The organism is Leifsonia sp. NPDC058194, assembly GCF_042883605.1.
Lineage (GTDB): Bacteria > Actinomycetota > Actinomycetes > Actinomycetales > Microbacteriaceae > Leifsonia.
Window position 1 is genome coordinate 231,781 of the sequence record NZ_JBHVVL010000004.1, and the last position, 22,751, is coordinate 254,531.

General features: G+C 69.9%; 19 protein-coding genes. 15 read left to right on the forward strand and 4 right to left on the reverse strand.

The window, feature by feature from the left end; all coding sequences use genetic code 11:
* Nucleotides 1–2: 2 nt before the first annotated feature.
* The 4 genes from ACFVU2_RS16040 to guaA are packed head-to-tail and all read left to right on the forward strand — an operon-like array spanning nt 3 to nt 4,339.
* A complete protein-coding gene (locus ACFVU2_RS16040) occupies nt 3–1,388 on the forward strand; it encodes a cation:proton antiporter (RefSeq protein WP_387876245.1) in 1,386 nt (461 codons plus the stop codon).
* A 57-nt stretch (nt 1,389–1,445) separates the two neighbouring features.
* Nucleotides 1,446–2,261, forward strand: coding sequence for an SURF1 family cytochrome oxidase biogenesis protein (locus tag ACFVU2_RS16045; RefSeq protein WP_387876248.1), 816 nt, complete (start codon nt 1,446–1,448; stop codon nt 2,259–2,261).
* Between the two features lie 4 nt (nt 2,262–2,265).
* Entirely contained in the window at nt 2,266–2,715 is a 450-nt protein-coding gene (locus ACFVU2_RS16050) for a DUF3817 domain-containing protein (RefSeq protein ID WP_387876251.1), read from the forward strand.
* A 22-nt stretch (nt 2,716–2,737) separates the two neighbouring features.
* On the forward strand, nt 2,738–4,339 hold the full coding sequence (gene guaA, locus ACFVU2_RS16055; protein ID WP_387876836.1) for a glutamine-hydrolyzing GMP synthase: 1,602 nt from the start codon (nt 2,738–2,740) through the stop codon (nt 4,337–4,339).
* A 70-nt stretch (nt 4,340–4,409) separates the two neighbouring features.
* Here the strand turns inward: guaA and ACFVU2_RS16060 are convergent, their stop codons facing one another.
* Together ACFVU2_RS16060 and ACFVU2_RS16065 are read right to left on the reverse strand one after the other, a co-directional pair.
* Entirely contained in the window at nt 4,410–5,207 is a 798-nt protein-coding gene (locus ACFVU2_RS16060) for a Bax inhibitor-1/YccA family protein (RefSeq protein ID WP_387876253.1), read from the reverse strand.
* A gap of 51 nt (nt 5,208–5,258) precedes the next feature.
* Complete coding sequence (locus ACFVU2_RS16065) at nt 5,259–5,804, reverse strand: hypothetical protein (RefSeq protein WP_387876255.1); 546 nt, start codon at nt 5,802–5,804, stop codon at nt 5,259–5,261.
* A gap of 64 nt (nt 5,805–5,868) precedes the next feature.
* On the opposite strand from ACFVU2_RS16065, the gene ACFVU2_RS16070 reads away from it, so the two are divergent.
* The 3 genes from ACFVU2_RS16070 to ACFVU2_RS16080 are packed head-to-tail and all read left to right on the forward strand — an operon-like array spanning nt 5,869 to nt 10,536.
* A complete protein-coding gene (locus ACFVU2_RS16070) occupies nt 5,869–6,939 on the forward strand; it encodes a glycerophosphodiester phosphodiesterase family protein (protein ID WP_387876258.1) in 1,071 nt (356 codons plus the stop codon).
* 52 nt (nt 6,940–6,991) lie between these two features.
* The gene (locus tag ACFVU2_RS16075; RefSeq protein ID WP_387876261.1) at nt 6,992–9,508 is read left to right on the forward strand and encodes an ATP-dependent helicase; all 2,517 of its coding nucleotides are present in this window, start codon (nt 6,992–6,994) and stop codon (nt 9,506–9,508) included.
* Entirely contained in the window at nt 9,505–10,536 is a 1,032-nt protein-coding gene (locus ACFVU2_RS16080) for an FUSC family protein (RefSeq protein ID WP_387876263.1), read from the forward strand. The genes ACFVU2_RS16075 and ACFVU2_RS16080 overlap by 4 nt, the downstream gene beginning before the upstream one ends.
* Here the strand turns inward: ACFVU2_RS16080 and ACFVU2_RS16085 are convergent.
* Nucleotides 10,533–11,369 (reverse strand): oxygenase MpaB family protein, encoded by an 837-nt coding sequence (locus tag ACFVU2_RS16085; RefSeq protein WP_387876266.1) that lies wholly within the window; start codon nt 11,367–11,369, stop codon nt 10,533–10,535. The two genes, ACFVU2_RS16080 and ACFVU2_RS16085, sit on opposite strands and share 4 nt — an antisense overlap.
* A gap of 45 nt (nt 11,370–11,414) precedes the next feature.
* Nucleotides 11,415–12,899 (reverse strand): hypothetical protein, encoded by a 1,485-nt coding sequence (locus ACFVU2_RS16090; protein WP_387876269.1) that lies wholly within the window; start codon nt 12,897–12,899, stop codon nt 11,415–11,417.
* Between the two features lie 243 nt (nt 12,900–13,142).
* Here ACFVU2_RS16090 and sucC point away from each other — a divergent pair, with 243 nt between their 5' ends.
* The 8 genes from sucC to ACFVU2_RS16130 all read left to right on the forward strand — a co-directional run bounded on the left by sucC (nt 13,143) and on the right by ACFVU2_RS16130 (nt 22,738).
* Nucleotides 13,143–14,306 carry an ADP-forming succinate--CoA ligase subunit beta gene (gene sucC, locus ACFVU2_RS16095; RefSeq protein ID WP_387876272.1) on the forward strand — a complete coding sequence of 388 codons (1,164 nt, stop codon included), beginning with the start codon at nt 13,143–13,145 and terminating at the stop codon, nt 14,304–14,306.
* Nucleotides 14,307–14,320: 14 nt separating this feature from the next.
* Entirely contained in the window at nt 14,321–15,208 is an 888-nt protein-coding gene (gene sucD, locus ACFVU2_RS16100) for a succinate--CoA ligase subunit alpha (protein WP_387876273.1), read from the forward strand.
* Nucleotides 15,209–15,352: 144 nt separating this feature from the next.
* Complete coding sequence (locus ACFVU2_RS16105) at nt 15,353–16,744, forward strand: hypothetical protein (protein WP_387876276.1); 1,392 nt, start codon at nt 15,353–15,355, stop codon at nt 16,742–16,744.
* Nucleotides 16,745–16,799: 55 nt separating this feature from the next.
* Complete coding sequence (locus tag ACFVU2_RS16110) at nt 16,800–18,050, forward strand: DUF6350 family protein (protein ID WP_387876279.1); 1,251 nt, start codon at nt 16,800–16,802, stop codon at nt 18,048–18,050.
* A complete protein-coding gene (locus tag ACFVU2_RS16115; RefSeq protein WP_387876282.1) occupies nt 18,047–19,369 on the forward strand; it encodes a threonine/serine exporter ThrE family protein in 1,323 nt (440 codons plus the stop codon). The genes ACFVU2_RS16110 and ACFVU2_RS16115 overlap by 4 nt, the downstream gene beginning before the upstream one ends.
* 31 nt (nt 19,370–19,400) lie before the next feature.
* The gene (purN, locus tag ACFVU2_RS16120) at nt 19,401–19,994 is read left to right on the forward strand and encodes a phosphoribosylglycinamide formyltransferase (protein WP_387876284.1); all 594 of its coding nucleotides are present in this window, start codon (nt 19,401–19,403) and stop codon (nt 19,992–19,994) included.
* The gene (gene purH, locus ACFVU2_RS16125) at nt 19,991–21,571 is read left to right on the forward strand and encodes a bifunctional phosphoribosylaminoimidazolecarboxamide formyltransferase/IMP cyclohydrolase (protein WP_387876286.1); all 1,581 of its coding nucleotides are present in this window, start codon (nt 19,991–19,993) and stop codon (nt 21,569–21,571) included. The genes purN and purH overlap by 4 nt, the downstream gene beginning before the upstream one ends.
* Nucleotides 21,572–21,658: 87 nt before the next feature.
* Nucleotides 21,659–22,738 (forward strand): Glu/Leu/Phe/Val dehydrogenase dimerization domain-containing protein, encoded by a 1,080-nt coding sequence (locus ACFVU2_RS16130; RefSeq protein ID WP_387876289.1) that lies wholly within the window; start codon nt 21,659–21,661, stop codon nt 22,736–22,738.
* Nucleotides 22,739–22,751 lie beyond the last annotated feature (13 nt).

A 22,751-nucleotide genomic window follows, 5' to 3' on the forward strand; every position in this document is an offset into this window, starting at 1 on the left:
CGATGCATCTCGGCGAAGACCTCATCGTTCTCGGCCTCCTCCTGCTCGTCGCGTACGTGCTGGGTCGCCTCGGCAAGCTGGTGGGTCTCCCCGCGATCCCCATCTACATGATCGTCGGGCTGCTGGCCAGCCCGCACACCGGATGGTTCCCGCTCGACTTCGAGAGCCACTACATCGAGCTGATCGCCGTATTCGGGCTCATCCTCCTGCTGTTCAACCTGGGACTCGAGTTCGACCAGGACGAGTTCTTCGGCAACTTCGGCAAGCTGATCATCTCCGGCGGTTCGTACATCCTCATCAACATGGGAGTCGGGCTCGCGTTCGGCTTCTGGGTCGGCTGGGGCACCCGCGAAGCCCTGATCATCGCGGGGATCACCGCCACCTCCTCGTCGGCGATCGTCACCAAGCTGCTCATCGAGCTGCGGCGACTGCCGAACACCGAGACGCCGATGATCCTCGGCGTGACGGTCGTCGAAGACATCTTCATCGCGATCTACCTCGCGATCGTCTCGGTGGTGCTGAGCGGCGAGACGGACTTCTGGCCGGTGGTCGCCAAGCTCGCGATCGCCTTCACCTTCCTCGTGGTGATGTTCACGCTCGCCCGATGGGGCGGCAAATACGTCTCGCGACTGTTCCGGACCAAAGACGACGAGCTCTTCACCATCCTGTTCTTCGGGCTCGCGGTCCTGTTCGCCGGTGTGGGCGAGATCCTCGGCGTGACCGACGCGATCGGCGCATTCCTCATCGGCCTGGTGCTCGGCGCGACGAAGTACCGCAACAAGATCGAGCACATCGCCATCCCGCTCCGGGACGTGTTCGCGGCGTTCTTCTTCCTCAACTTCGGCCTCGAGCTGGACCCGGCGAAGTTCCCCTCGGTGCTCGGGCCCGTGCTGATCGCGGTCGCGATGACGATCGTGCTGAACGTGCTCGCGGGCCAGTTCGTCGCCCGCATCAACGGGATGGGCGCGCAGGCCGGCATCAACACCACCGTGATCCTGCAGAACCGCGGCGAGTTCGCGCTCATCCTCGCGACCCTGTCGCTCAGCGCGGGCCTCGATGCGCGCATCCAGCCGTTCGCCGGCCTCTACGTGCTCATCATGGCCGTGCTCGGCCCCATCCTCGCAGCGAACTCCGAGCGGATCGGTGCGATGATCCTACGGACCGGGAAGAAGTCGAAGCGACGCGACCGGAAGAAGAAGCGCGATCCCATGCTCGACGAGGAGATCGCGCTCGTGGAGGCGGCCACCGCCGACCTCGACTCCGACACGCGACGCGACGACACGAGCGCGGGACACACCCGCGCCGCTGTCGACCGGATCGTCGAGCAGGCCATGCAGCAGCAGGCCATGGGACAAGAAGACACGAGCGGCGACCGAAAGCGGGACTGACCCATAGACACGACCCCCGGCCGCCCGTCGACGACGGGCGAGACCACGCTGTTCCGGATGATGCTCCGACCCCGCTGGATCGGTGCGCTCGTCTTCGCCCTCGCACTCGCCGCAGGCTTCGCCGCGCTCGGCCAGTGGCAGCTCGAGCGCGCCCTCGAATCGGGCAAGGCCGTCGAGGCGCCGAGCGAGACGGTCCTCCCGCTCGCCGACATCGCGAAGCCCGGCGGCCCCATCACAGACAAGGCCGTCGGACAGCTCGTCGAGTTCACGGGCACCTTCGTCCCCGGCGACTACCAGATCCTCGACGGCCGGCTGAACGAGGGCAAGACCGGCTGGTGGGTCATCGGCCACGTGAACCTCGAGGAGCCGGACGGCACCGAGGTCGCGATGGCGGTCGCCCGCGGCTGGGCGCCCGACGAGGCCACGGCGAAGTCGGCCGTCGCACGCCTCTCGGCCGAGCCCGAGAGCGCCGCCGGCATCGTGGGCCGCATCCTCCCGGACGAGCAGCCCGAGGTCCCGCAGGACAAGAGCGACCCCACGCAGATGCGCACCGTCGGCATCGGCGCCCTCTACAACCTCTGGACCGGCGTCGACGGGATGGACGTCTACTCCGCGTACGTCGTGCAGCGCGGCGGGGTGGACGGCCTCGACGCGATCTATTCGCCGCCGCCCATCGCGGAGACGGAGCTCAACTGGCTCAACATCTTCTACGCCGCCGAGTGGATCATCTTCGCCGGGTTCGCGATCTTCCTCTGGTACCGGCTGGTGAAGGACGCCAAGCAGCGTGAGGACGAGCTCCGCGAGCTCGCGGAGGAGGAGGCCGCAGCCTCCGCATCGGCCGGGTCGGCAGCCGTCACGGGCAAAGTAGAATAGCCCCATGCCCCTCGCTCCCAAGCTCGAAGACTTCCCGAAGATCCGGGGGGCCCTTCGGTTCTACCAGGTGTTCGCGTACGTCACCGGCATCATGCTCCTGCTGCTGTGCGCCGAGATGATCGTCAAGTACGGTCTCGGCTACGAGCTCTTCGCCTTCAGCAACTACGGCGTGCTCACCTTCGTCCCGGTGAAGACGGCGGTCGCCCCGACGGGCGTCGACCTCAGCACCGGCATCCTCATCGCGCACGGCTGGCTGTACGTGGTGTATCTCTTCTCCGACTTCCGCCTGTGGAGTCTGATGCGCTGGTCCTTCACGAAGTTCGTCATGATCGCCCTCGGTGGCGTCGTGCCGTTCCTCTCGTTCTTCGTGGAGACCCGCATCACCAAGCAGGTCAAGACCTATCTGGCCGGCCGTGAGGCCGAGGCCGCGAACCTCGTGGAGGCGACAAATTAGCACCGACGCACCATTCACCGATCTGCTCGGAGCGGCCGACGCCGCGAACCCGACCGGTCCCGTCCTCGTCGTCGACTTCGGTGCGCAGTACGCGCAGCTGATCGCGCGCCGCGTGCGCGAGGCGAACGTCTACTCCGAGATCGTGCCGCACACGGTCACGGCCGCCGAGATCGCGGCCAAGCGCCCTGCCGGCATCGTCCTCTCGGGCGGTCCGTCGAGCGTCTACGAAGAGGGCGCCCCGCGCCTCGACGAGGAGATCCTCGAGCTCGGCGTCCCCGTGCTCGGCATCTGCTACGGCTTCCAGGTGATGGCCACGGCGCTCGGCGGCGAGGTCGCGAAGACCGGCCGCCGCGAGTACGGCTCCACCGCGGTGCGCGTCTTCGACGGCGCGGCGGAGCAGGCGAACGGCCTGCTCTCGGGCCAGCCCGACGAGCAGACCGCGTGGATGAGCCACGGCGACTCCGTCGCCCGCGCCCCCGAGGGCTTCGAGGTGCTCGCCTCGACCGACGACACCCCGGTCGCGGCGTTCGCGAACGAAGAACGCAAGCTGTACGGCGTGCAGTGGCACCCCGAGGTCAAGCACTCCCAGCACGGCCAAGCCGTGATCGAGAACTTCCTGCACCGCGCCGCCGGCATCCCGGCCGATTGGAACAGCGGCAACGTGATCGCCGACCAGGTGGCCGCGATCCGCGCCCAGGTCGGCACCGGCCGCGTGCTCTGCGCGCTCTCCGGCGGCGTCGACTCCGCGGTCGCCGCGGCACTCGTCCACAAGGCCATCGGCGACCAGCTCGTCTGCGTGTTCGTCGACCACGGCCTCCTGCGCAAGGACGAAGCGAAGCAGGTCGAGGTCGACTACGTCGCCTCGACCGGAGTCCGCCTCGTCACCGTGAACGCGCAGAAGCAGTTCCTCGACGCGCTCTCCGGCGTCAGCGACCCCGAGACCAAGCGCAAGATCATCGGCCGCGAGTTCATCCGCGTCTTCGAGCAGGCGCAGGCCGACCTGATCGCCGAGGCCGCGGGCGAAGGCGACCCCATCCGCTTCCTCGTGCAGGGCACGCTCTACCCTGATGTGGTGGAGTCGGGCGGCGGCACGGGCACCGCGAACATCAAGAGCCACCACAACGTCGGCGGCCTCCCGGAAGACCTGCAGTTCGAGCTCGTCGAGCCGCTGCGCACCCTCTTCAAGGACGAGGTGCGCGCCATCGGGCGCGAGCTGGGCCTGCCCGAGGTCATCGTCGGCCGCCAGCCCTTCCCCGGCCCGGGCCTCGGCATCCGCATCGTCGGCGAGGTCACCCAGGAGCGTCTCGACCTGCTGCGCGACGCCGACGCGATCGTCCGCGCCGAGCTCACCGCGGCCGGCCTCGACGCCGAGATCTGGCAGTGCCCCGTGGTGCTGCTGGCCGACGTCCGCTCGGTCGGCGTGCAGGGCGACGGCCGCACCTACGGTCACCCGATCGTGCTGCGCCCCGTCTCCAGCGAGGACGCCATGACCGCCGACTGGACGCGCCTGCCGTACGACGTGCTCTCCAAGATCTCCAACCGCATCACCAACGAGGTGGACGGTGTCAACCGTGTGGTGCTCGACGTCACGTCGAAGCCGCCGGGAACCATCGAGTGGGAGTGATCCCCGCGACATGAGAAGAGCCCGGGATGCTGTCGCATCCCGGGCTCTCTCGTTGTCGCGAGGGTGTGGGTCAGTCGCGGCTGATGGCGAGGAGGCGCAGGATCTCGAGGTACAGCCAGATGACCGTGACCATGATGCCGAACGCGCCGGACCAGCCGAAGATCCGCGGGGCGCGGTTCTTGACGCCGCGCTGCACGAAGTCGAAGTCGAGGACCAGCGAGTAGGCGCCCATGATGACGACCAGCACGCCGATGAAGACGCCGAGGGGGATGCCGAAGATCTTGACGTCGCTGCTGAGACCGAAGCCGCTGCTCGTGACGCCGGTCCAGACCAGGATGACGTTGACGATCGAGTACGCGAGGTAGCCGAACATCGCGATGAGGAAGATCTTGGTGGCCTTCTTCGAGGCGCGGATCTTGCCGGATGCGAAGAGCGCGAGCGTCACGCCCACGACGGCCAGCGTGCCGATGACCGCCTGCAGAACGATGCCGGGCCAGCTCGCCTCGAACACCATCGAGATGGCACCGACGAAGACGCCCTGCACGGCGGAGTAGCTGAGGATCAGCGCCGGACTCGGCTGCTTCTTGAAGATGTTGACGAGTGCCAGCACGAAACCGATGATTCCGGCCGGAAGGGCGAGCGCCGGGACGATCCAGCCCACGACGGCACCGGCGACGAGGAGCGCGAAGCAGATCGCCGTCTTGTTGATCGTGTCTTCGACGGTCATGCGGTCGGTGTGGGTCGACGTCGCTGACGGCGCGTCGTACATCTGCTCGAGGTTCTCAGCGCTCAGGGTCGCGGCCGTCTGGGCCTGGCCGTTTTCCTTGAACGCCGGGTTCGTCGAGAACGCCGGGTTGGTGAGTGCCATGGGGTTCCTCGCTTGATCGGGGAGTGGGGCGAAGATCGCCGTCCATCTAATCTAGTCGGTGGATTTTCTGAGAGTTCTGACAGATTGCCATGAATCCCATCCGACGGCGATGCCTCGGGCGGCCCAGGCGCCGGCGACGACCGCCGCCGTGCTGACCAACACCGTGATCCAACCCTGCTCGTAGGTGGTCACGAAGAGCGGGATCACGATGCTCGACGCGATCGGCAGCAGCAGGGCGGCGAAGCTCACCAGGGGGCGCATCCGGACGAGGAGCCAGGCGGTGAGGGTCACCGCGTAGCACCAGGCGAACCCGGAGCCGCCGAGCATCAGCCAGGTGAAGCCGAGCACGGGGACGGCCACGGCGACACGACGGCCGATCGTCGACGGGAGGACGGCCCAGGCCGCGGGCTGCAGGAGCGAGCCGAGCAGGAGGAAGGGCAGGCTGTACGCGGTCGTGATGAGGATGCAGCCCGTACCGACGAACAGCATGGCGAGCCCGGCGACCACGCGGGGGCGGTACGAGCCCCAGCGCAGCGGGAGCAGGGAGGCGGGCTCGCGCCAGACGGCGGTTCGGGGAGCGCTCTCGGCAGCGGGCACCCGACGATTCTGTCATCCGCAGTGGGGTCGCGGGCAGCCCCCGACCGCGGGCTAGGATCGCTCCATGCGTGCTCGTCCCGCCCCACTCGTCATCGGACATCGGGGAGCGCCCGGGTACCGTCCGGAGCACACGCGTGCGGCGTACGAGCTCGCTTTCGCCCTCGGCGCCGATGCGGTCGAGCCGGATCTGGTCGCCACGAAGGACGGCGTCCTGGTGGTGCGTCACGAGAACGAGATCTCGGGCACCACCGATGTCGCCGACCGTGCCGAGTTCGCCGGGCGCCGCACGACGCGGGAGGTCGACGGTGCCGCTCTCACAGGATGGTTCACCGAGGACTTCACCTGGGCCGAGCTCTCCACCCTGCACGCGCGTGAGCGCCTGCCGCAGCTTCGGCAGGCGAGCGCCACCTTCGACGATCGGTATCCGATCCTCCGGTTCCGCGACCTGCTCGACCTGGTCGATCGCGCCTCCGACGATGCCGGCCGGCCGCTCGGGGTCGTCGCCGAGGTCAAGCACGCGACGCACCTGGCGGCTGCCGGCCTGCCGCTCGACGAACTCCTGGTGGCCGAGCTCGCTGAGGCGGGCTGGAGCGATCGGCGAGGGCTCGTCGTGGAGAGCTTCGAGCCCACCGTGCTGCGTCAGCTCCACGACCGCGGCTACGCGGGCAAGCGGGTCTACCTGCTCGAAGACGTCGGCGCTCCCGCGGATCGCGTCGCCAGCGCAGGGGCGGAGGCCGCGGGCTACGACACCGATCTCACACTCCGGGGTCTCTACGCCCTCGGGTCGGGAGCGGCGTCCGATGCTGCCCGCGTCGACGGGATCAGCGTGGAGACCGGGCTCGTCCTCTCGTCCGGGTCGGTCTCCGTCTCGCTCTTCGACGAGGACGACGGGAGCATCGACATCGGCGCGGTGACGTCCGACCTGGTCGACCTCGCGCACTCGGCGGGCCTCGGCGTCTACACGTGGACTCTTCGGCCGGAGAACGCCATGCTCCCCCCGCAGTTCCGCAGCGACGGTCGGGAGGACGAGTGGGGGGACTGGCGCCGGCTCTTCTCGATCCTGCTCCATTCCGGGGTCGACGGGGTCTTCGCCGATCATCCGGATCTGGCCGTCGCGGTCCGCGACGGCCTCTGAGGGCCATCGGCCGCTGCGGATGACGGTGGCGGCGGCTAAAATCGATGAAGACATGACGAGCCTTCCCGAAGCCCACGCCGGCACCACCTCCTCCGTGCCGATCATCCTCGACGGCTGGGAGGGAGACGACCGCTCCGGCGGCGCTCGCAGCGGCGCGGGCGGCACCGCGAACGGCGGCCCGTCTACAGCTGACGACCGCCTGTTCGCGGGGCTGAACCCGCAGCAGCGCGAGGCTGCGGAGTACCGCGGCCCCGCCCTCCTGATCCTTGCCGGGGCCGGCTCCGGCAAGACGAGCGTGCTCACCCGCCGCATCGCGGGGCTGATCGAGAGCCGCGAGGCGTGGCCGAGCCAGATCCTGGCGATCACGTTCACCAACAAGGCGGCGAACGAGATGCGCGAGCGCGTCGAGGGGCTGCTCGGCGGTCGTGCGCAGGGCATGTGGATCTCGACCTTCCACTCCGCGTGCGTGCGCATCCTGCGCCGCGAGGCCGAGACCATCGGCAAGACGCAGAGCTTCACGATCTACGACTCGGGCGACTCGCGTGCTCTGCTGAAGCGGATCATCAAGGAGCTGTCCGCGGACACGCTGGGCTTCACGGTCGCGGGAGCGGCGGGACGCATCTCCAAGCTCAAGAACGAACTGACCGACATCGAGGCGTACGCCCGCTCGGCCAACCTGAGCGACCCGCAGGAAGTCATGTTCCTCGAGATCTTCCGGCAGTACACCCGCGCGCTCCGCACGGCGAACGCCTTCGACTTCGACGATCTGATCGCCGAGACGGTGTTCCTGTTCCGCGCCTTCCCGAAGGTCGCCGCGCTGTACCAGCGGCGCTTCCGCCACCTCCTGGTCGACGAGTACCAGGACACGAACCACGCGCAGTACTCGCTCATCCGCGAGCTGACGATGCCGATCGCCCCGGACATCGCCGACGAGCTGGAGGCGCAGGGTCACCACGTCGAGCGCATGCGCGACGCGGTCGGCGTCATCCCGGGTGCCTCCCTGACCGTCGTCGGCGACTCCGACCAGTCCATCTACGCGTTCCGTGGCGCGGACATCCGCAACATCGTGGAGTTCGAGCGCGACTTCCCCGGTGCGAAGGTCATCCTGCTCGAACAGAACTACCGCTCGACGCAGAACATCCTGAGCGCTGCCAACGCCGTCATCGCGAACAACTTCGACCGCAAGGACAAGAACCTGTGGACCGCGGTCGGCGACGGCGAGAAGATCGTCGGCTACACGGGCTACTCCGGGCACGACGAGGCCCAGTTCGTCGCCGACGAGATCGAGAAGCTCCACGGCGCCGGCATGGACTACAAAGACATCGCGGTCTTCTACCGGACCAACGCTCAGACCCGGGCGCTGGAGGAGATCTTCATCCGGTCGGCGCTGCCGTACAAGGTGATGGGCGGCACGAAGTTCTACGAGCGTGCGGAGATCAAGGACGCGATGGCGTACCTCGTCACCGCGGCCAACCCGCACGACACGCTCGCACTGCGCCGCGTTCTGAACACGCCCAAGCGCGGCATCGGCCCGGCGACGGAGACGCAGCTCGCGAGCTACGCCGAGGACAACGGGATGACGTTCCGGGATGCCATGCGCGACGCGGGCTCCCTCGGCCTCGGCCCGAAGGTGACCGCGGCCATCCTGCAGCTCTCCACGCTGCTCGACGAGGCGGCCGCGAAGACCGACCCCGAGAACCCGGCCGGAGTCTCGCCGGTGGCGGACGTGCTCACGTTCCTGCTCGACGGCAGCGGGCTGCTGGAGGTGCTGCGCAACAGCCGGGACCCGCAGGACGAGGCGCGTGCGGAGAACGTGGAGGAGCTGGTCGCGGTGACGCGCGAGTTCGCGCGCAACAACCCGGACGGAACCCTGATCGACTTTCTCACCGAGGTGTCGTTGGTGGCGGCGGCGGACGAGATCGACGATTCGAGCGGTTCCGTCTCGCTCATGACGCTGCACACGGCCAAGGGGCTCGAATACGACGCGGTCTTCCTGACCGGAGTGGAGGAGGACCTCCTGCCGCACCGGATGTCGGCCAATGAGCCGGGCGGCCCCGCCGAGGAGCGTCGCCTCTTCTACGTCGGGATCACCCGTGCGAAGAAGCGCCTCTTCCTCTCGCTGGCGATGACGAGGGCGCAGTTCGGCGAGACCGCTGTGGCCATGCCGAGTCGTTACCTGCAAGAGATCCCCGCCGATCTGGTCGATTGGCGGCAGTCGCCCGGCACGGCGAACGGTCGCGGGGGCACGCAGTCCCGTGCGCTCAACGCGCGCAAGCCGGGTCTGGGCTCGGGCTCGGGCGGTGGACGCTGGAACGAGAGCTTCGGTTCCGGCGGGTTCTCGGCGCCGGAGCGTCCGAAGGCGGAATGGCCCAACCGCGTGACCGGCAAGGTGCGCGACAACGGAGACCTGGAGCTGGCACCCGGTGACCGGATCAACCACGCCGACTTCGGTGAGGGACGCGTGACGGCCGTCACCGGCGAGGGCGCCAAGCGGGTCGCCCATGTCCAGTTCGAGAAGGTGGGCGCGAAGAAGCTCCTCATCAAGATCGCGCCGATCGACAAACTGTGAAGCCCTCGCGGCTCGCCTCGGTGAGCGTCGAGGTCGGGTTCCGGGCGGCGGCAGCCGTCGCGTTTCCGCTGCTGATCCTGTGGTGGGTGGGACGGCTGGACCTGGCGGCCTATGCCACCTTCGGCGCGTTCACCGCGCTCTACGGTCGCAACGAGCCGTATCGGCTGCGCCTCCGCAGCGTCTCTGCCGCCGCCGTCGCGCTGCTCGCGAGCATCGCTCTCGGCGTGTGGCTGGCCGTGCTCGGCGAGCCGCTGGCGCTCGTGGCCGTCGCCCTCGTGATCGTCGTGGCGGGCGGCACGATGTTCGTCACCTCCCTCCAGCTCCTGCCGTCGCAGCCGCTCTTCTTCGTGTTCGCCCTCCTCGTCTGCGCGAATGTCCCGACGACCGTGGCGGACGCGTGGCCCCGGATCGGTCTCGCAGCGCTCGTCGCCGTCTTCTCCTGGCTGCTGACGATGTCCGGCTGGTTGGTGCGCCGCCTGGCGCGTGACCGGACGTCGCCGTTGCTGAAGGAACTGCGCAGGCGTCCGATGGTCGACAGGACCGCCATCGGCGATCCTCGCGTCTGGCTCACGGTCGCGCAGAACGTCGTCGGCGTGCTGCTCGCCGGCGGCGTCGCCCTGCTCTTCGGACTCGGTCACGCGTATTGGGCCGTCGTCAGCCTTGTGGCTGTCATCCCACCCGCTCGGGCGGCGCACTCCATCTCGCGCTCGTTGCACCGCATCTTCGGCACGGTCGCCGGGGTGGTCGTCGCCGCTGCGGTGCTGGTCTGGTCCCCGCTGTCGCTCGTCGTCATCCTGGTCATCGTCGTCTGCCAGTTCTTCGCGGAGATGCTCGTCGGTCGCCACTACGGTTCGGCGCTCGTGTTCATCACTCCGATGGCGCTCGCGGTCTCGCATCTCGCGAGTCCCGCACCGATCGGCGTGCTGGTGGTGGATCGGGTGCTCGAGACCGTGCTGGGCGCGGGGATCGGCATCGTGCTCGTGCTTCTCGCCCGGGGTGTCGAGCGTGCGCGCGGCATCACCGCTTAGCGGTTCGCGCCTGCTTCCTCCCGCACCAGGCGCCGGACGCGTCGCAGGTACGCGTCGCGCGGCGCGTGCCGGAGCCGGCGCGGCATTCGGGGGTACCACCGCGCGAGGCGTCGCATCCACCGGTCGTACTGCCGCTGCTGCCGCTCGCCCCAGGGCAGGCGGTACTGCTCGCGCACCGCGGTCGGCAGCAGCCCGGCCGTGACCAGTCGTGCATCCGGGAGCAGCAGGCGGACCCAGCCCGGGACGTTCCTCGGGTAGAGGATCTGCTTCGCGAGTGTTCGCGTCGCGTTGCCGACCCTCAGCCGCTCCAGCATCGACTCCCAGTACGCGTCGAAGGCCTCCCTGCTCGCGGGCCAGCTCGACGGGGGCACCTGGAGATTCGCGCCCAGCCGGGTGTACTCCTGGTACACACCCTCCTGCTCCGCGGGGGAGAGGGGGCCGAAGACCGTCTCGTGGAGGTCGGTCATCGTTCGGTACAGCGTCGCCGCCACCCAGAGCTGCAGCTCGGGGTCGTAGGCGTTGTACGCGGGTGCGGCCGCGGTCGCCTCCGCTCGCACCGGGGCGTGCGCCCGATTCACCCGACGCCGGACGACCGCGAACTCCTCCGGTGTCGCGAACACGGCCGCGCACATGAAGGTCATGGTCGCGTGCAGGCGGTCCATCGCCCGCTCGGCGAAATCGCTGTGCTCGACGACGCCACGCCCGACGGACGGGAAGGCGACCTGCAGGAGCAGTGCGCGTCCGCCCCCTACCAGCGGAAGCGCCTCCGCCGCCACCGTCCGCAGGTCGACGGGCGGACGCACCACGCGATCCCTCCGTGTTCTCTTCGCCACGACGACATCCTGCCGGGTCTGCCTGCGAGGGAGCGGGGGAGGCACTCATGCGCCGGGAAGCTCGCGGCCGGCGCGATGCAGGGGTGCCGGGCGTCGCGTCCGGCGCGGCCCCAGGAGTGCGACGAGTCCGAACCCCACGGCGGCGAGACCCGCAGCACCCCACCCGAGGAGGACGCCGGAGTCGGCACCGGTCGCGGCGAGGGTCGTGGCGGCGGATGCCGGAGCGACCACGGGCATCGCCCGGGTGATCTCGGAGGCGACACCGAAGCTCGAGTGCCAGGGCCGCATTCTCGTCCCGCCGAGTTCCGGGCTGAGGCGCTCGGGATCGATCTGCTCGATCCACACGTAGTAGCCGGGCTCGGACAAGACGCACGAGGGGGTCTCGTACTCACCGACCCCGGTCACGACGGTCTCGACCGTGCACACCACGGGCGCATCCGCCGGCGCGGATTCGGCCGGCTCGATGGGCTCCGCGAACGGTCCGAGCAGGCTGCTCTCCACTACCGCCTCGACAGGGAGGAACCCCTCGTCGGACGCGTGGACGCCCCAGGTGGGCAGCAGCCCCTCCCCGCCGTCGACCGACACCCGGAGGCGATCCGAGATCCGGTCGCCGACGGTGACGACGGGAGCGCTGGTGACGGTCTCGACCCGTGGCTGGAACGGCAACGGCGACGGCCCGGAGGTACTGGCCCCCGCGCTGGCCGTCGTGCTCGCGGGGACGGCCATGAGCAGCGATTGCGCGTCCCCGTGCGGGACGGCGATCCGCAGACCGGTGCCGTACGGGAGGCCGTCCAACGTCGCCGTCGCCAGCACGGCGACGCTGGACTCCTCGCCGCTCGGGATGATCGGGACGTCGCGGCCCGTCTCGATCGTCGCGGTCGTGGTGCCGTCCGAGAAGCTGGCGCCGTCGAGGGCGACGGTGGCGGAGTGGGCGGCCGCCGGCAGCAGCTCGCTCCCCGTCAGGCGTTCGGCCGTCACCTCGACGCGCACCCGCCCCGGCCCCGTGGTGGCGAGCTCGACGACGGCTTCCGCCCGAACGGCGGTCGACGCCAGGCGCGCGGACTCGTCGGCCATCGAGTGGGCCAGCGCCAGGACGGCGCCGGCGTCGCTGCCGGCGCGGGCCGCATAGCTCTCGGGAGTGCGGCCGCCCAGTCCGGCGACCATCCACGTGGCGATCTGGCCGGCGGCCGCCGTCAGACGATCGTCGGTGCCGGCCCAGGTGCGCGAGATGTACGCGAGGCGGGCCGCCTGGTCCGCCGAGAACCAGCCCAGAGCGTCGCCGTCGGCGTACTCGAGCGTGTGGCCCGTCGGGCTCGGCCTGCCCGCGTGCAGGCAGAAACCCTGGGCGCCGTCGTCGAGACGGTACGTGCCGAGCCACCAGCCGTCCTGGGACAAGTAGCCCGGTCCGTGCCCGATGCCGCTGAGTGCCTGCGCGCTCGCGGCCGGGACGAGCGCCTGAAGGACGCCGATGAAGACGGCGAGGCCGGTCAAGGCCATCGCGGTCATGAAATGCGTGATCCGGTGTGTCATGGCCCCACCCTCGCCGTGGCGCGGCGTCGACGAGGCCGTTCTCCGGGACCGGTGGAAAGAGGAGCTCCGTCAGCGGTTGGGGAGAACCCGACGCCTCCCGTTTACGGGACGCACAGTCGGAGGCGCTAAGGTTTTCACTGGCGAATTTATCTCGGCGTCGAGCTATTCTCTCGCGTCGACCGCCCAGCAGATGACAACCGGAATCGCCACAGCGAGCCCGGCCCAGCAGCGGATTGGATAACCGTGGATCTATACGAGTACCAGGCCAGAGACCTGTTTGAGAAGTACGGGGTCCCGGTCCTTCCGGGCATCGTCGCGGACACACCGGAGGAGGTGCGCGCGGCCTCGGAGAAGCTCGGCGGGGTGACCGTCGTGAAGGCTCAGGTGAAGGTCGGCGGCCGCGGCAAGGCCGGCGGCGTCAAGGTCGCCAAGAACCCGGACGAGGCCGAAGCAGCGGCTCAGGCGATCCTGGGCCTCGACATCAAGGGCCACGTGGTCCGTCGTGTGATGGTCGCCGGCGGCGCCCGCATCGCACGCGAGTTCTACTTCTCCGTGCTCCTCGACCGGGCCAACCGCTCCTACCTGTCGCTCACGAGCGTCGAGGGCGGCATGGAGATCGAGCAGCTCGCCGTCGAGAAGCCCGAGGCGCTCGCGCGCATCGAGGTCGACCCGGGTGCAGGGCTCGACACCGCGAAGGCCACCGAGATCGCGAAGGCCGCCGGGTTCCCGGACGAGCTGGTCGCGAAGGTCGCCGACGTGTTCGTCAAGCTGTACGCGGTCTACACCGGCGAGGACGCGACCCTCGTCGAGGTCAACCCGCTGGTCCTCACCGAGGAGGGCGACATCATCGCCCTCGACGGCAAGGTCACCCTCGACGAGAACGCCGCGTTCCGCCACCCCGAGCACGAGGCGCTCGAGGACAAGGACGCCGCCGACCCGCTCGAGGCCAAGGCCAAGGCGTCCGACCTCAACTACGTCAAGCTCGACGGCGAGGTCGGCATCATCGGCAACGGCGCAGGTCTGGTCATGTCGACCCTCGACGTCGTCGCCTACGCCGGTGAGAACCACAAGGGCGTCAAGCCCGCCAACTTCCTCGACATCGGCGGCGGCGCCTCGGCCGAGGTCATGGCCGCCGGCCTGGACGTCATCCTCAACGACCCGCAGGTCAAGAGCGTGTTCGTGAACGTCTTCGGCGGCATCACCGCCTGCGACGCCGTCGCGAACGGCATCGTCAAAGCCCTCGAGATCCTGGGCGACGAGGCCAACAAGCCGCTGGTCGTCCGTCTCGACGGCAACAACGTCGAGGAGGGCCGCCGCATCCTCGCCGAGGCGAACCACCCGCTGGTCACCCTCGCACTCACCATGGACGAAGGCGCCGACAAGGCCGCCGAGCTGGCTGCGAAGTAAGGGCGCGATACAGAATGTCTATCTTCCTCAACAAGGACTCCAAGGTCATCGTCCAGGGCATCACCGGCGGCGAGGGCACCAAGCACACCGCGCTCATGCTGAAGGCGGGCACCAACGTGGTCGGCGGCGTGAACGCCCGCAAGGCGGGCACCACGGTCACGCACGGCGACGTCGAGCTGCCGGTCTTCGGCACCGTCGTCGAGGCGATCGAGAAGACCGGCGCCGACGTGTCGATCATCTTCGTGCCCCCGGCGTTCGCGAAGGACGCCATGGTCGAGGCCATCGACGCCGAGGTCCCGCTGCTCGTCGTGATCACCGAGGGCATCCCGGTGCAGGACGCGGCCGAGGCCTGGGCCTACGCCAAGGAGAAGGGCAACACGACCCGGATCATCGGCCCGAACTGCCCCGGCATCATCACCCCGGGCGAATCGCTCGTCGGGATCACCCCGGCGACGATCACAGGCAAGGGCCCGATCGGTCTCGTCTCCAAGTCGGGCACGCTCACCTACCAGATGATGTACGAGCTCCGCGATCTGGGCTTCTCCACCGCCATCGGCATCGGCGGCGACCCGATCATCGGTACGACCCACATCGACGCGCTCGCCGCGTTCGAGGCCGACCCGGAGACCAAGGCGATCGTCATGATCGGCGAGATCGGCGGCGACGCCGAGGAGCGCGCAGCCGACTTCATCAAGGCCAACGTCACCAAGCCGGTCGTCGGCTACGTGGCGGGCTTCACCGCGCCCGAGGGCAAGACGATGGGCCACGCCGGCGCGATCGTCTCGGGCTCGGCCGGCACCGCGCAGGCCAAGAAGGAGGCCCTCGAGGCCGCCGGCGTCAAGGTCGGCAAGACGCCGTCCGAGACCGCGGCACTGCTGCGCGAGGTCTACGCCGCGCTGTAAGCGACGACGCACGACGCAGGAGGCCGGATCCCGACGGGATCCGGCCTCCTGCCGTCTCGGAGCGAAACGGCCTCTGACGCCGGGCGCGCCCCGACGCTACAGTGAGCAGCATTCGAGCTGTACCTGAGCGCACAAGGGGACCTCATGCCGCGATCGACCAACGCCGAGCTGCTGGAGCGCATCGCCGCGCTCGAGGCCGAGAACGCCGCGCTCCGCGACGGGCTCGGCGACGCTGCGACGGGGGCCTCGGACTCGAACGCGCCGGTGCCGGCTCCGGCGCGTAAGCACACGCGCAGCTGGGCATGGACCCTCCTCGCGACGGTCCTCATCGTGATCGGTGCGATCCTCGCTCCTGTCGCCGTGGTCGCCTCCTGGGCGAAGGTGCAGCTGACGGACACGCAGAGCTTCGTCGACACCTACGCCCCTTTGGCGAGCAATCCGTCCGTCCAGGCGTACGTCACGGACCAGGCCGTCACGATCATCCAGGAGAACGTCGACATCCCCGAGGTCACCTCGCAGGTCGTGGACGGGATCACGGAGCTCGGAACCGGGCCGGTGGCGACGAAGGCGCTCGAAGCGCTGAAGGGGCCGCTCGCCCAGGGCATCGTCTCGCTCATCCACACGACGGTGGGCAACTTCGTCTCGTCCGACGCCTTCGCCCAGGTGTGGCAGGAGGCATTGCGTGCCACGCACACCCAGCTCGTCGCGACGATGCAGAACGATCCGAAGGCCGCGGTCGCGATCGGCGCAGACGGGTCCGTCGGCATCCAGCTCGCCCCCATCATCGAGCGGGTCAAGCAGCTGCTCGTGGATCAGGGGCTCACGTTCGCCTCGCAGATCCCGACGATCGACCGGACGATCACGATCGCGCAGAACTCCTCGATCCCGACGATCCAGCTGTTCTACGGGGTCGCCGTCGCCGCGGGCGCGTGGCTGCAGTGGATCGCGCTGGCCTTCCTCGTCCTCGGCGTGGTCGTGGCGCGACGCCGGTCGCTCGCCCTCGTGTGGGCGTCGGTCGCCCTCGCCCTGTCGATGGTGGTCGTCGTCGCGGGGATCGGGATCGGGCGCCTGGTCTTCGTCGGATCCGTGTCGCCGTCGCTGCTGCCCGCCGGGGTCGCGAACACCCTCTACGCCACGCTGACGACGGCGATGCAGAACACGGGGGTCGCCGTCCTCGTCCTGGCGATCGTCGTGGCCGTCGTCGGGTGGTACGCCGGACCGTTCGCGGTGCCGCGCAAGCTGCGCGGGTTCTTCGGCGCCGGCGTCACCTGGATCCGGGAGTCGGCGGAACGGCACGGAATCAGCACGGGCCGGACCGGCGAGTGGATCTATGCCCAGCGCGTGCTGCTCCGCGCCCTCGTTGCCGTGATCGCCGCGGCGCTGGTGCTCTTCGTGCGTCCACTCACCACCCCGCTGATCGTCTGGACGCTCGTGGTCGCCGCTCTCGTGATCGCGGTGCTGGAGCTCGTGCAGCGCCCGGTCATCACGGTGCCCGAGAACGCGGACGAGGACACGCCGGTGATGACCGTCTCCTGACCGCCGAAGTGTCGCGACGGGGCGGCGACGCGCGCCCGGTAGGCTCCATCCGGTCATGAATCGCACAACCGTCGCCCTGCTCGCCGCGCTGGAGGCGGTCATCGTGGCCGCGATCGGGCTCGGGATCGCCGTCGTCCCTCTGACCATCCTCTGGGCTGCGCAGTATCAGCTCGGCGCCGATTGGCTGGTCGTCTGGCGTGCCGCGGCGGACATCTGGCTGGTCGGGCATGGCACCAACCTCACCGTGACGCTCGATCCGCAGACGGTCGCGACCCTCGGGCTGCCGGGAGCGGCCGCACCGTTCCAGGTGACCATCGCGCTCCTCGGCTTCGCCGTGCTGACCGCCGGACTCGGTGTGCGCACGGGATCGCGGGCCGCCGAGACCCCCTACCGACTGACGGGAGCGCTGAGCGCTCTCGCGGCCTTCGCCGCGATCGCGATCATCGTGACGCTGACCGCCGGAAGCGCCCCGGTGCGGCCGTCGGTGTGGCAGGGGATCCTGCTCCCGCCCTTCGTCTACGCCGTCGGGATCGCCGTCGGCTTCGGTTTCGCGGCGCTGCGTTCGGCCCGGCCGGCATCCGGCGACGACGCGGGCGCACCCCTTCCTGCGGCGGTTCCCGCGGTGGTGGCGGCCGTACGCGACCGCTTCCGGTCCGTGCCCGACGCGGTGCGCTCCGGAGCTCTGGCCGCGGCCAGGGCAGGATCGGCGGCGACCGCGGTCGTCATCGGCGGCGCGGCGCTGATCCTCGCGCTCCTCATCTTCGGCAACTACGGCACGATCATCACGATGTACGAGCAGCTCCAGGCGGGCGCGCTGGGAGGCGTCGCGCTCACGCTGGGCCAGCTGGCCTTCCTGCCCAACCTCGTCATCTGGATGGCCTCCTGGCTCGTCGGCCCCGGCTTCGCCATCGGCACCGGATCGTCCGTGACCCCGATCGGCACCGAGCTCGGTCCGCTGCCGGCGCTGCCGCTGTTCGGCGTCATCCCGCCGGGCGGCTTCGCGTTCGGTCTGGTGGGCGTGGTGGTCCCTCTCCTCGCCGGGTTCCTCGCCGCGGTGCTGCTGCGCTCCCGCGTCCGGTTGCGGCTTCCCGAGGGAGTGCTTCCGCTCTTCCTGACGGCGGTCGGGATCGGTATCGTTGCGGGCATCGAGCTCGGACTCCTGGCCTGGTGGTCCTCCGGAGCACTCGGCCCCGGCCGGTTGCACGACGTGGGACCGAACCCGTGGCTGGTCGGCGCGGTCGCGGCGGCGGAGGTCGCGGTGTCAGCGGCCATCGGGCTCCTGACGGGAGGGCGGGCGCGCAGATGAGCTCGTGGCTGACGCGCTTGCACCTGCCGAAGGTCACCCTCCGCCGACGGTCGATCGACGCGCACCAGCTCGTCGAGACGCCGTCCGCCCAGCTCCAGGAGTTCCTGGTGCTGCTCGGCAGTGCACTGCTCGCCATCGGAACGGCGTCGACCGACATCCAGCACACCCTCACCCGTGTCGCCGTCGCCCTCGGATCGCCGAAGGCCAGCCTCATCGTCTTCCCGACCCTGATCTTCGTCGGCATGCCGGGGGAGTCGCAGACCCGGTTCGAGGTGGCGATGCCCACCGGAGGAGAGGTGCGGTTCGACCGCGCCGCGCGCATCTACGGCATCGTGGATCTCGCGCTGGAGGGCAAGATCACCGCAGCGGACGGCATCGCGGCGGTGAAGGAGGTCATCGCGACGAAGCCCCGCTTCAACCGGCTCGTGCGGGTGGCAGGGCACGGCGTCGCCGCGGCCGGGGTCGCTCTCGTGCTGCTCGGCGCCGAGACGACGAGCATGCTCTACGCACTCGTGCTCGGGATGCTGGTCGGCGCGGCGAAGCTGCTCGTCCGGCCGGGCACCTATGCCGCGATCCTGCTCCCGGTCGCGACAGCATTCGCCCTCGCGCTCCTGGTCTTCGCCCTGGGCAACACCGTCGTCGTCGGCGAACCGCTGCAGGTGCTCATCCCGCCGCTGGTCACCCTGCTGCCGGGTGCCCTGCTGACGACGGGCATCCAGGAGCTGGCCGCCGGAGACATGGTGGCCGGCTCCAGCCGACTCGTGTCCGGGATCGCGCAGCTCGGCTTCCTGGCCATCGGGATACTGGCGGCGCTCACCATCACGGGCGTCCCCGCCTCCGCAGCGCTGCTGAGCACGCAGCCTCCGCTCGGGGCTTTCCAGCCGTGGATCGGGGTGCTGCTGTTCTCGGTCGGGATCTTCCTCTACTACTGCGGCCCGCGGCGCTCGGTGTACTTCCTGACCCTGGTGCTGCTGGTCGCCTACGGCGCGCAGCTGGTCGGCGCCCTCCTGATGGGCAACGTGTTCAGCGGCTTCTTCGGTGCGTTCGCCCTCACGGTGGTCGCCTACCTCGTGCAGTCGGTGCCCGGCGCCCCTCCGGCCGTCGTCTGCTTCCTGCCCGCCTTCTGGCTGCTCGTGCCGGGCGCCACCGGGCTCATCCGTCTCACGCAGAGCGCCAGCGGCGTCGACTTCGACGCCAGCAGCGTCCCGAACCTGCTCGGCTCGATCGTGTCGATCGCGCTCGGCGTGCTCGTCGGGACGGCCGTGTTCCGCCAGATCTACACGATCGCTCCCGCCAAGTGGAGGCTGCGGCTGGTCTGACTGCTCATCCGAGCGCCGGTAGGCTGGTCGCGTGCTCTCGATTGTCGTGCTGATCTCCGGTGGAGGATCGAACCTCCGCGCACTGCTCGACGCGTCCCAGGACGCGGAGTTCCCCGCCCGGGTCGTCGCCGTCGGGGCCGACCGCGACGCGGACGGGCTCGCCCACGCCGAGGAGTTCGGCATCCCGTCGTTCACGGTGCCGTTCTCGTCGTTCGACGACCGCGAGGACTGGGGCGACGAACTGCTCGCCCAGATCCGGCAGTGGGAGCCCGACCTGGTGATCCTGTCGGGCTTCATGCGCCTCGTGCCGCCGCGTGTGGTGGAGGCATTCTCGCCGAACCTCATCAACACCCACCCCGCCTACCTGCCGGAGTTCCCCGGCGCGCACGGCGTCCGCGACGCCCTCGCCGCCGGTGCGACGCAGACCGGGGCGAGCCTCATCGTCGTCGACGACGGTGTGGATGCCGGGCCCATCATCAGCCAGGAGCGCGTGCCGATCCTGCCGGGCGACACCGAGGCCGCCCTGCACGAACGCATCAAACCCGTGGAGCGACGGCTTCTCATCGACGCCGTCCTCGACATCGCCAACGGACACATCGATCTCAAGGAGCTTTCCCGAGCATGAGCGGACCCCGCCACGACGCCAGCCTCTACCGCGAACGGGACGTCGTCCCCATCCGTCGCGCGCTGATCTCGGTCAGCGACAAGACCGGGCTCCTCGACCTCGCGAAGACGCTCGCCGACGCGGGCGTGGAGATCGTCTCGACGGGATCCACCGCCCAGACGATCCGGGATGCCGGGCACACCGTCACCGATGTCGCGAGCGTCACCGGCTTCCCCGAGTCGCTCGACGGCCGCGTGAAGACCCTGCACCCGGCCATCCACTCCGGCCTGCTCGCCGATCTGCGTCTCGCGTCGCACGAGGAGCAGCTGAAGGATCTCGGCATCGAGCCCTTCGAGCTCGTCGTCGTCAACCTCTACCCGTTCGTGGAGACGGTCGCCTCGGGCGCCGTCGCCAACGACGTGGTCGAGCAGATCGACATCGGCGGACCCGCGATGGTCCGCGCGTCCGCCAAGAACCACGCCAACGTCGCGATCGTCGTGTCGCCCGCGGACTACGCGGGCATCGCCGACGCGATCGCCGCCGGAGGGACGTCGTTCGAGCAGCGCCGGGCGCTCGCGGCGCAGGCGTTCGCGCACACGGCGTCGTACGACGGCGCGGTCGCCGCCTGGTTCGCCGGCGAGGCGCCGAGCACGGACGACTTCGCGGAGCGCTTCGAGGTGCGCGCCGAGCTGGCGCACACCCTGCGGTACGGCGAGAACTCCCACCAGGCCGCGGCGATCTACACCGACCCCACCGGCCGCGGAATCGCGCAGGCCACCCAGCTCGGCGGCAAGGAGATGTCGTACAACAACTACGTCGACGCCGACGCTGCACTCCGCAGCGCCTACGACTTCGCCGAGCCCGCCGTCGCGATCATCAAGCACGCCAACCCGTGCGGCATCGCCGTCGCCGGCGACATCGCCGACGCACACCGCAAGGCGCACGAGTGCGACCCGGTCTCGGCGTACGGCGGCGTGATCGCGGCCAACCGCACCGTGACCCTCGCGATGGCCGAGACCGTCAAGGGCATCTTCACCGAGGTGCTCATCGCCCCGGGCTACGAGCCGGCGGCGCTGGAACTGCTGCAGACGAAGAAGAACCTCCGCATCCTCCAGCTGCCCGAGGCCTACACCCGTGCGACCACCGAGTTCCGCCAGATCTCGGGCGGCGTGCTGGTGCAGGATGCGGACCGCTTCGACGCGTTCGACTCGGCCGGCTGGACGCTCGTCTCGGGCGAGGAGGCCGATGCGGCCACCCGCGCGGACCTCGAGTTCGCCTGGAAGGCCTGCCGTGCCGTCAAGTCCAACGCCATCCTGCTCGCGAACGACGGCGCCTCGGTCGGCGTCGGCATGGGTCAGGTGAACCGGGTCGACTCGTGCCACCTGGCCGTGAGCCGTGCAGGGGAGCGCGCCTCCGGATCGGTTGCCGCGTCCGACGCGTTCTTCCCGTTCGCCGACGGCCCCGAGATCCTGATCGCCGCCGGCGTGCGGGCGATCGTGCAGCCGGGCGGTTCGATCCGCGACGAGGACGTGATCGCGGCGGCGACGGCGGCCGGCGTCACGATGTACTTCACCGGAGAGCGTCACTTCTTCCACTGACGTTGCGCCCCTCGTGGGGTCACGGGAGAATGGTTGGCGGTCCACAAGACCGCACAGATTCCACCGCGATCCCACGAGGAGACATCGATGTCCGTCCTGCCCGCCGCCCTGGTCGAAACCACCGGAACCGACCTGCCGCACGAAACACTGCACGTGGTGAAGGGGAGGCGGAGCGGTCTCACGATCAGCATCGCGGTCCACTCCACCGTGCTCGGCCCCGCCCTCGGCGGGTGCCGGGTGTGGACGTACGACTCCTGGCTCGACGCCGTCGCGGACTCCCTGCGCCTCGCCGAGGGGATGACGCTCAAGAACGCAGCCGCGGGACTGAACCGCGGCGGTGGCAAGACCGTCGTCTACGTGCCGCGCGACGTCGAGCTGACCCCGACGCTCCGGTACCAGGCCATGCTCGACCTCGGCGACGCGATCGAGAGCCTGGGCGGCAGCTACATGACGGCGGAGGACGTCGGAACCAGCGCCGAGGACATGGCGGTCGTGGCCACGCGCACGGCGCACGTCTGCGGGCTCCCGTCGGCCGACGGCGGCGTGGGCGAGCCGAGTGACGCGACCGCCGCCGGGGTCTATGCCGGTCTGCTGGCGACCCTCGAGCGTGCTGTCGGGACGCGGTCGGTCGCCGGACGCCGCATCACGGTGCTCGGCCTGGGCCACGTCGGATCGCTCCTGGCGATGCGGCTGGCGAGCGAGGGCGCCGTGCTCACCGTCACGGACGTGAACCCGGCGAAGCGCGCGCTCGCCGACGCGCTCGGCGCGACGTGGGTGGAGCCCGCGGAGGCGCACCGTGTCGAGGGCGACCTGTTCGTGCCCGCCGGCGTCGGCGGGGTGCTCACCGACGCCGTCATCGACGAGCTGCGGGTGAAGGCCGTCGTCGGACCGGCGAACAACCAGCTGGCGAGCCGGTCGGGTGCGGGGAGGCTCGCGAGCCGCGGCATCCTCTGGGCGCCCGACTTCGTCGTCAACGCCGGCGGGGTGATCTTCCTCGCCATGATGAACGGGGAGCACCCGTCCGCAGAGGCGACCGCCCAGCGAGTGGAGCGGATCGGCGACATCGTCGCCGAGGTCTTCGCCGTCGCCGACGAGCGCGGGATCACCACGCTCGAGGCGGCCGACGAGCTCGCTCTCGCCCGCCTGCGCGAACCAGCCAACGCATAGAAACGCTCCGATA

Coding starts and splice junctions, on each gene's coding strand:
- ACFVU2_RS16040 (WP_387876245.1), top strand. CDS start 3: ATGCATCTCGGCGAAGACCTCATCGTTCTCGGCCTCCTCCTGCTCGTC.
- ACFVU2_RS16045 (WP_387876248.1), top strand. CDS start 1,446: ATGATGCTCCGACCCCGCTGGATCGGTGCGCTCGTCTTCGCCCTCGCA.
- ACFVU2_RS16050 (WP_387876251.1), top strand. CDS start 2,266: ATGCCCCTCGCTCCCAAGCTCGAAGACTTCCCGAAGATCCGGGGGGCC.
- ACFVU2_RS16060 (WP_387876253.1), bottom strand. CDS start 5,207: ATGGCACTCACCAACCCGGCGTTCTCGACGAACCCGGCGTTCAAGGAA.
- ACFVU2_RS16070 (WP_387876258.1), top strand. CDS start 5,869: ATGCGTGCTCGTCCCGCCCCACTCGTCATCGGACATCGGGGAGCGCCC.
- ACFVU2_RS16075 (WP_387876261.1), top strand. CDS start 6,992: ATGACGAGCCTTCCCGAAGCCCACGCCGGCACCACCTCCTCCGTGCCG.
- ACFVU2_RS16090 (WP_387876269.1), bottom strand. CDS start 12,899: ATGACACACCGGATCACGCATTTCATGACCGCGATGGCCTTGACCGGC.
- sucD (WP_387876273.1), top strand. CDS start 14,321: ATGTCTATCTTCCTCAACAAGGACTCCAAGGTCATCGTCCAGGGCATC.
- ACFVU2_RS16105 (WP_387876276.1), top strand. CDS start 15,353: ATGCCGCGATCGACCAACGCCGAGCTGCTGGAGCGCATCGCCGCGCTC.
- ACFVU2_RS16110 (WP_387876279.1), top strand. CDS start 16,800: ATGAATCGCACAACCGTCGCCCTGCTCGCCGCGCTGGAGGCGGTCATC.
- ACFVU2_RS16115 (WP_387876282.1), top strand. CDS start 18,047: ATGAGCTCGTGGCTGACGCGCTTGCACCTGCCGAAGGTCACCCTCCGC.
- purH (WP_387876286.1), top strand. CDS start 19,991: ATGAGCGGACCCCGCCACGACGCCAGCCTCTACCGCGAACGGGACGTC.
- ACFVU2_RS16130 (WP_387876289.1), top strand. CDS start 21,659: ATGTCCGTCCTGCCCGCCGCCCTGGTCGAAACCACCGGAACCGACCTG.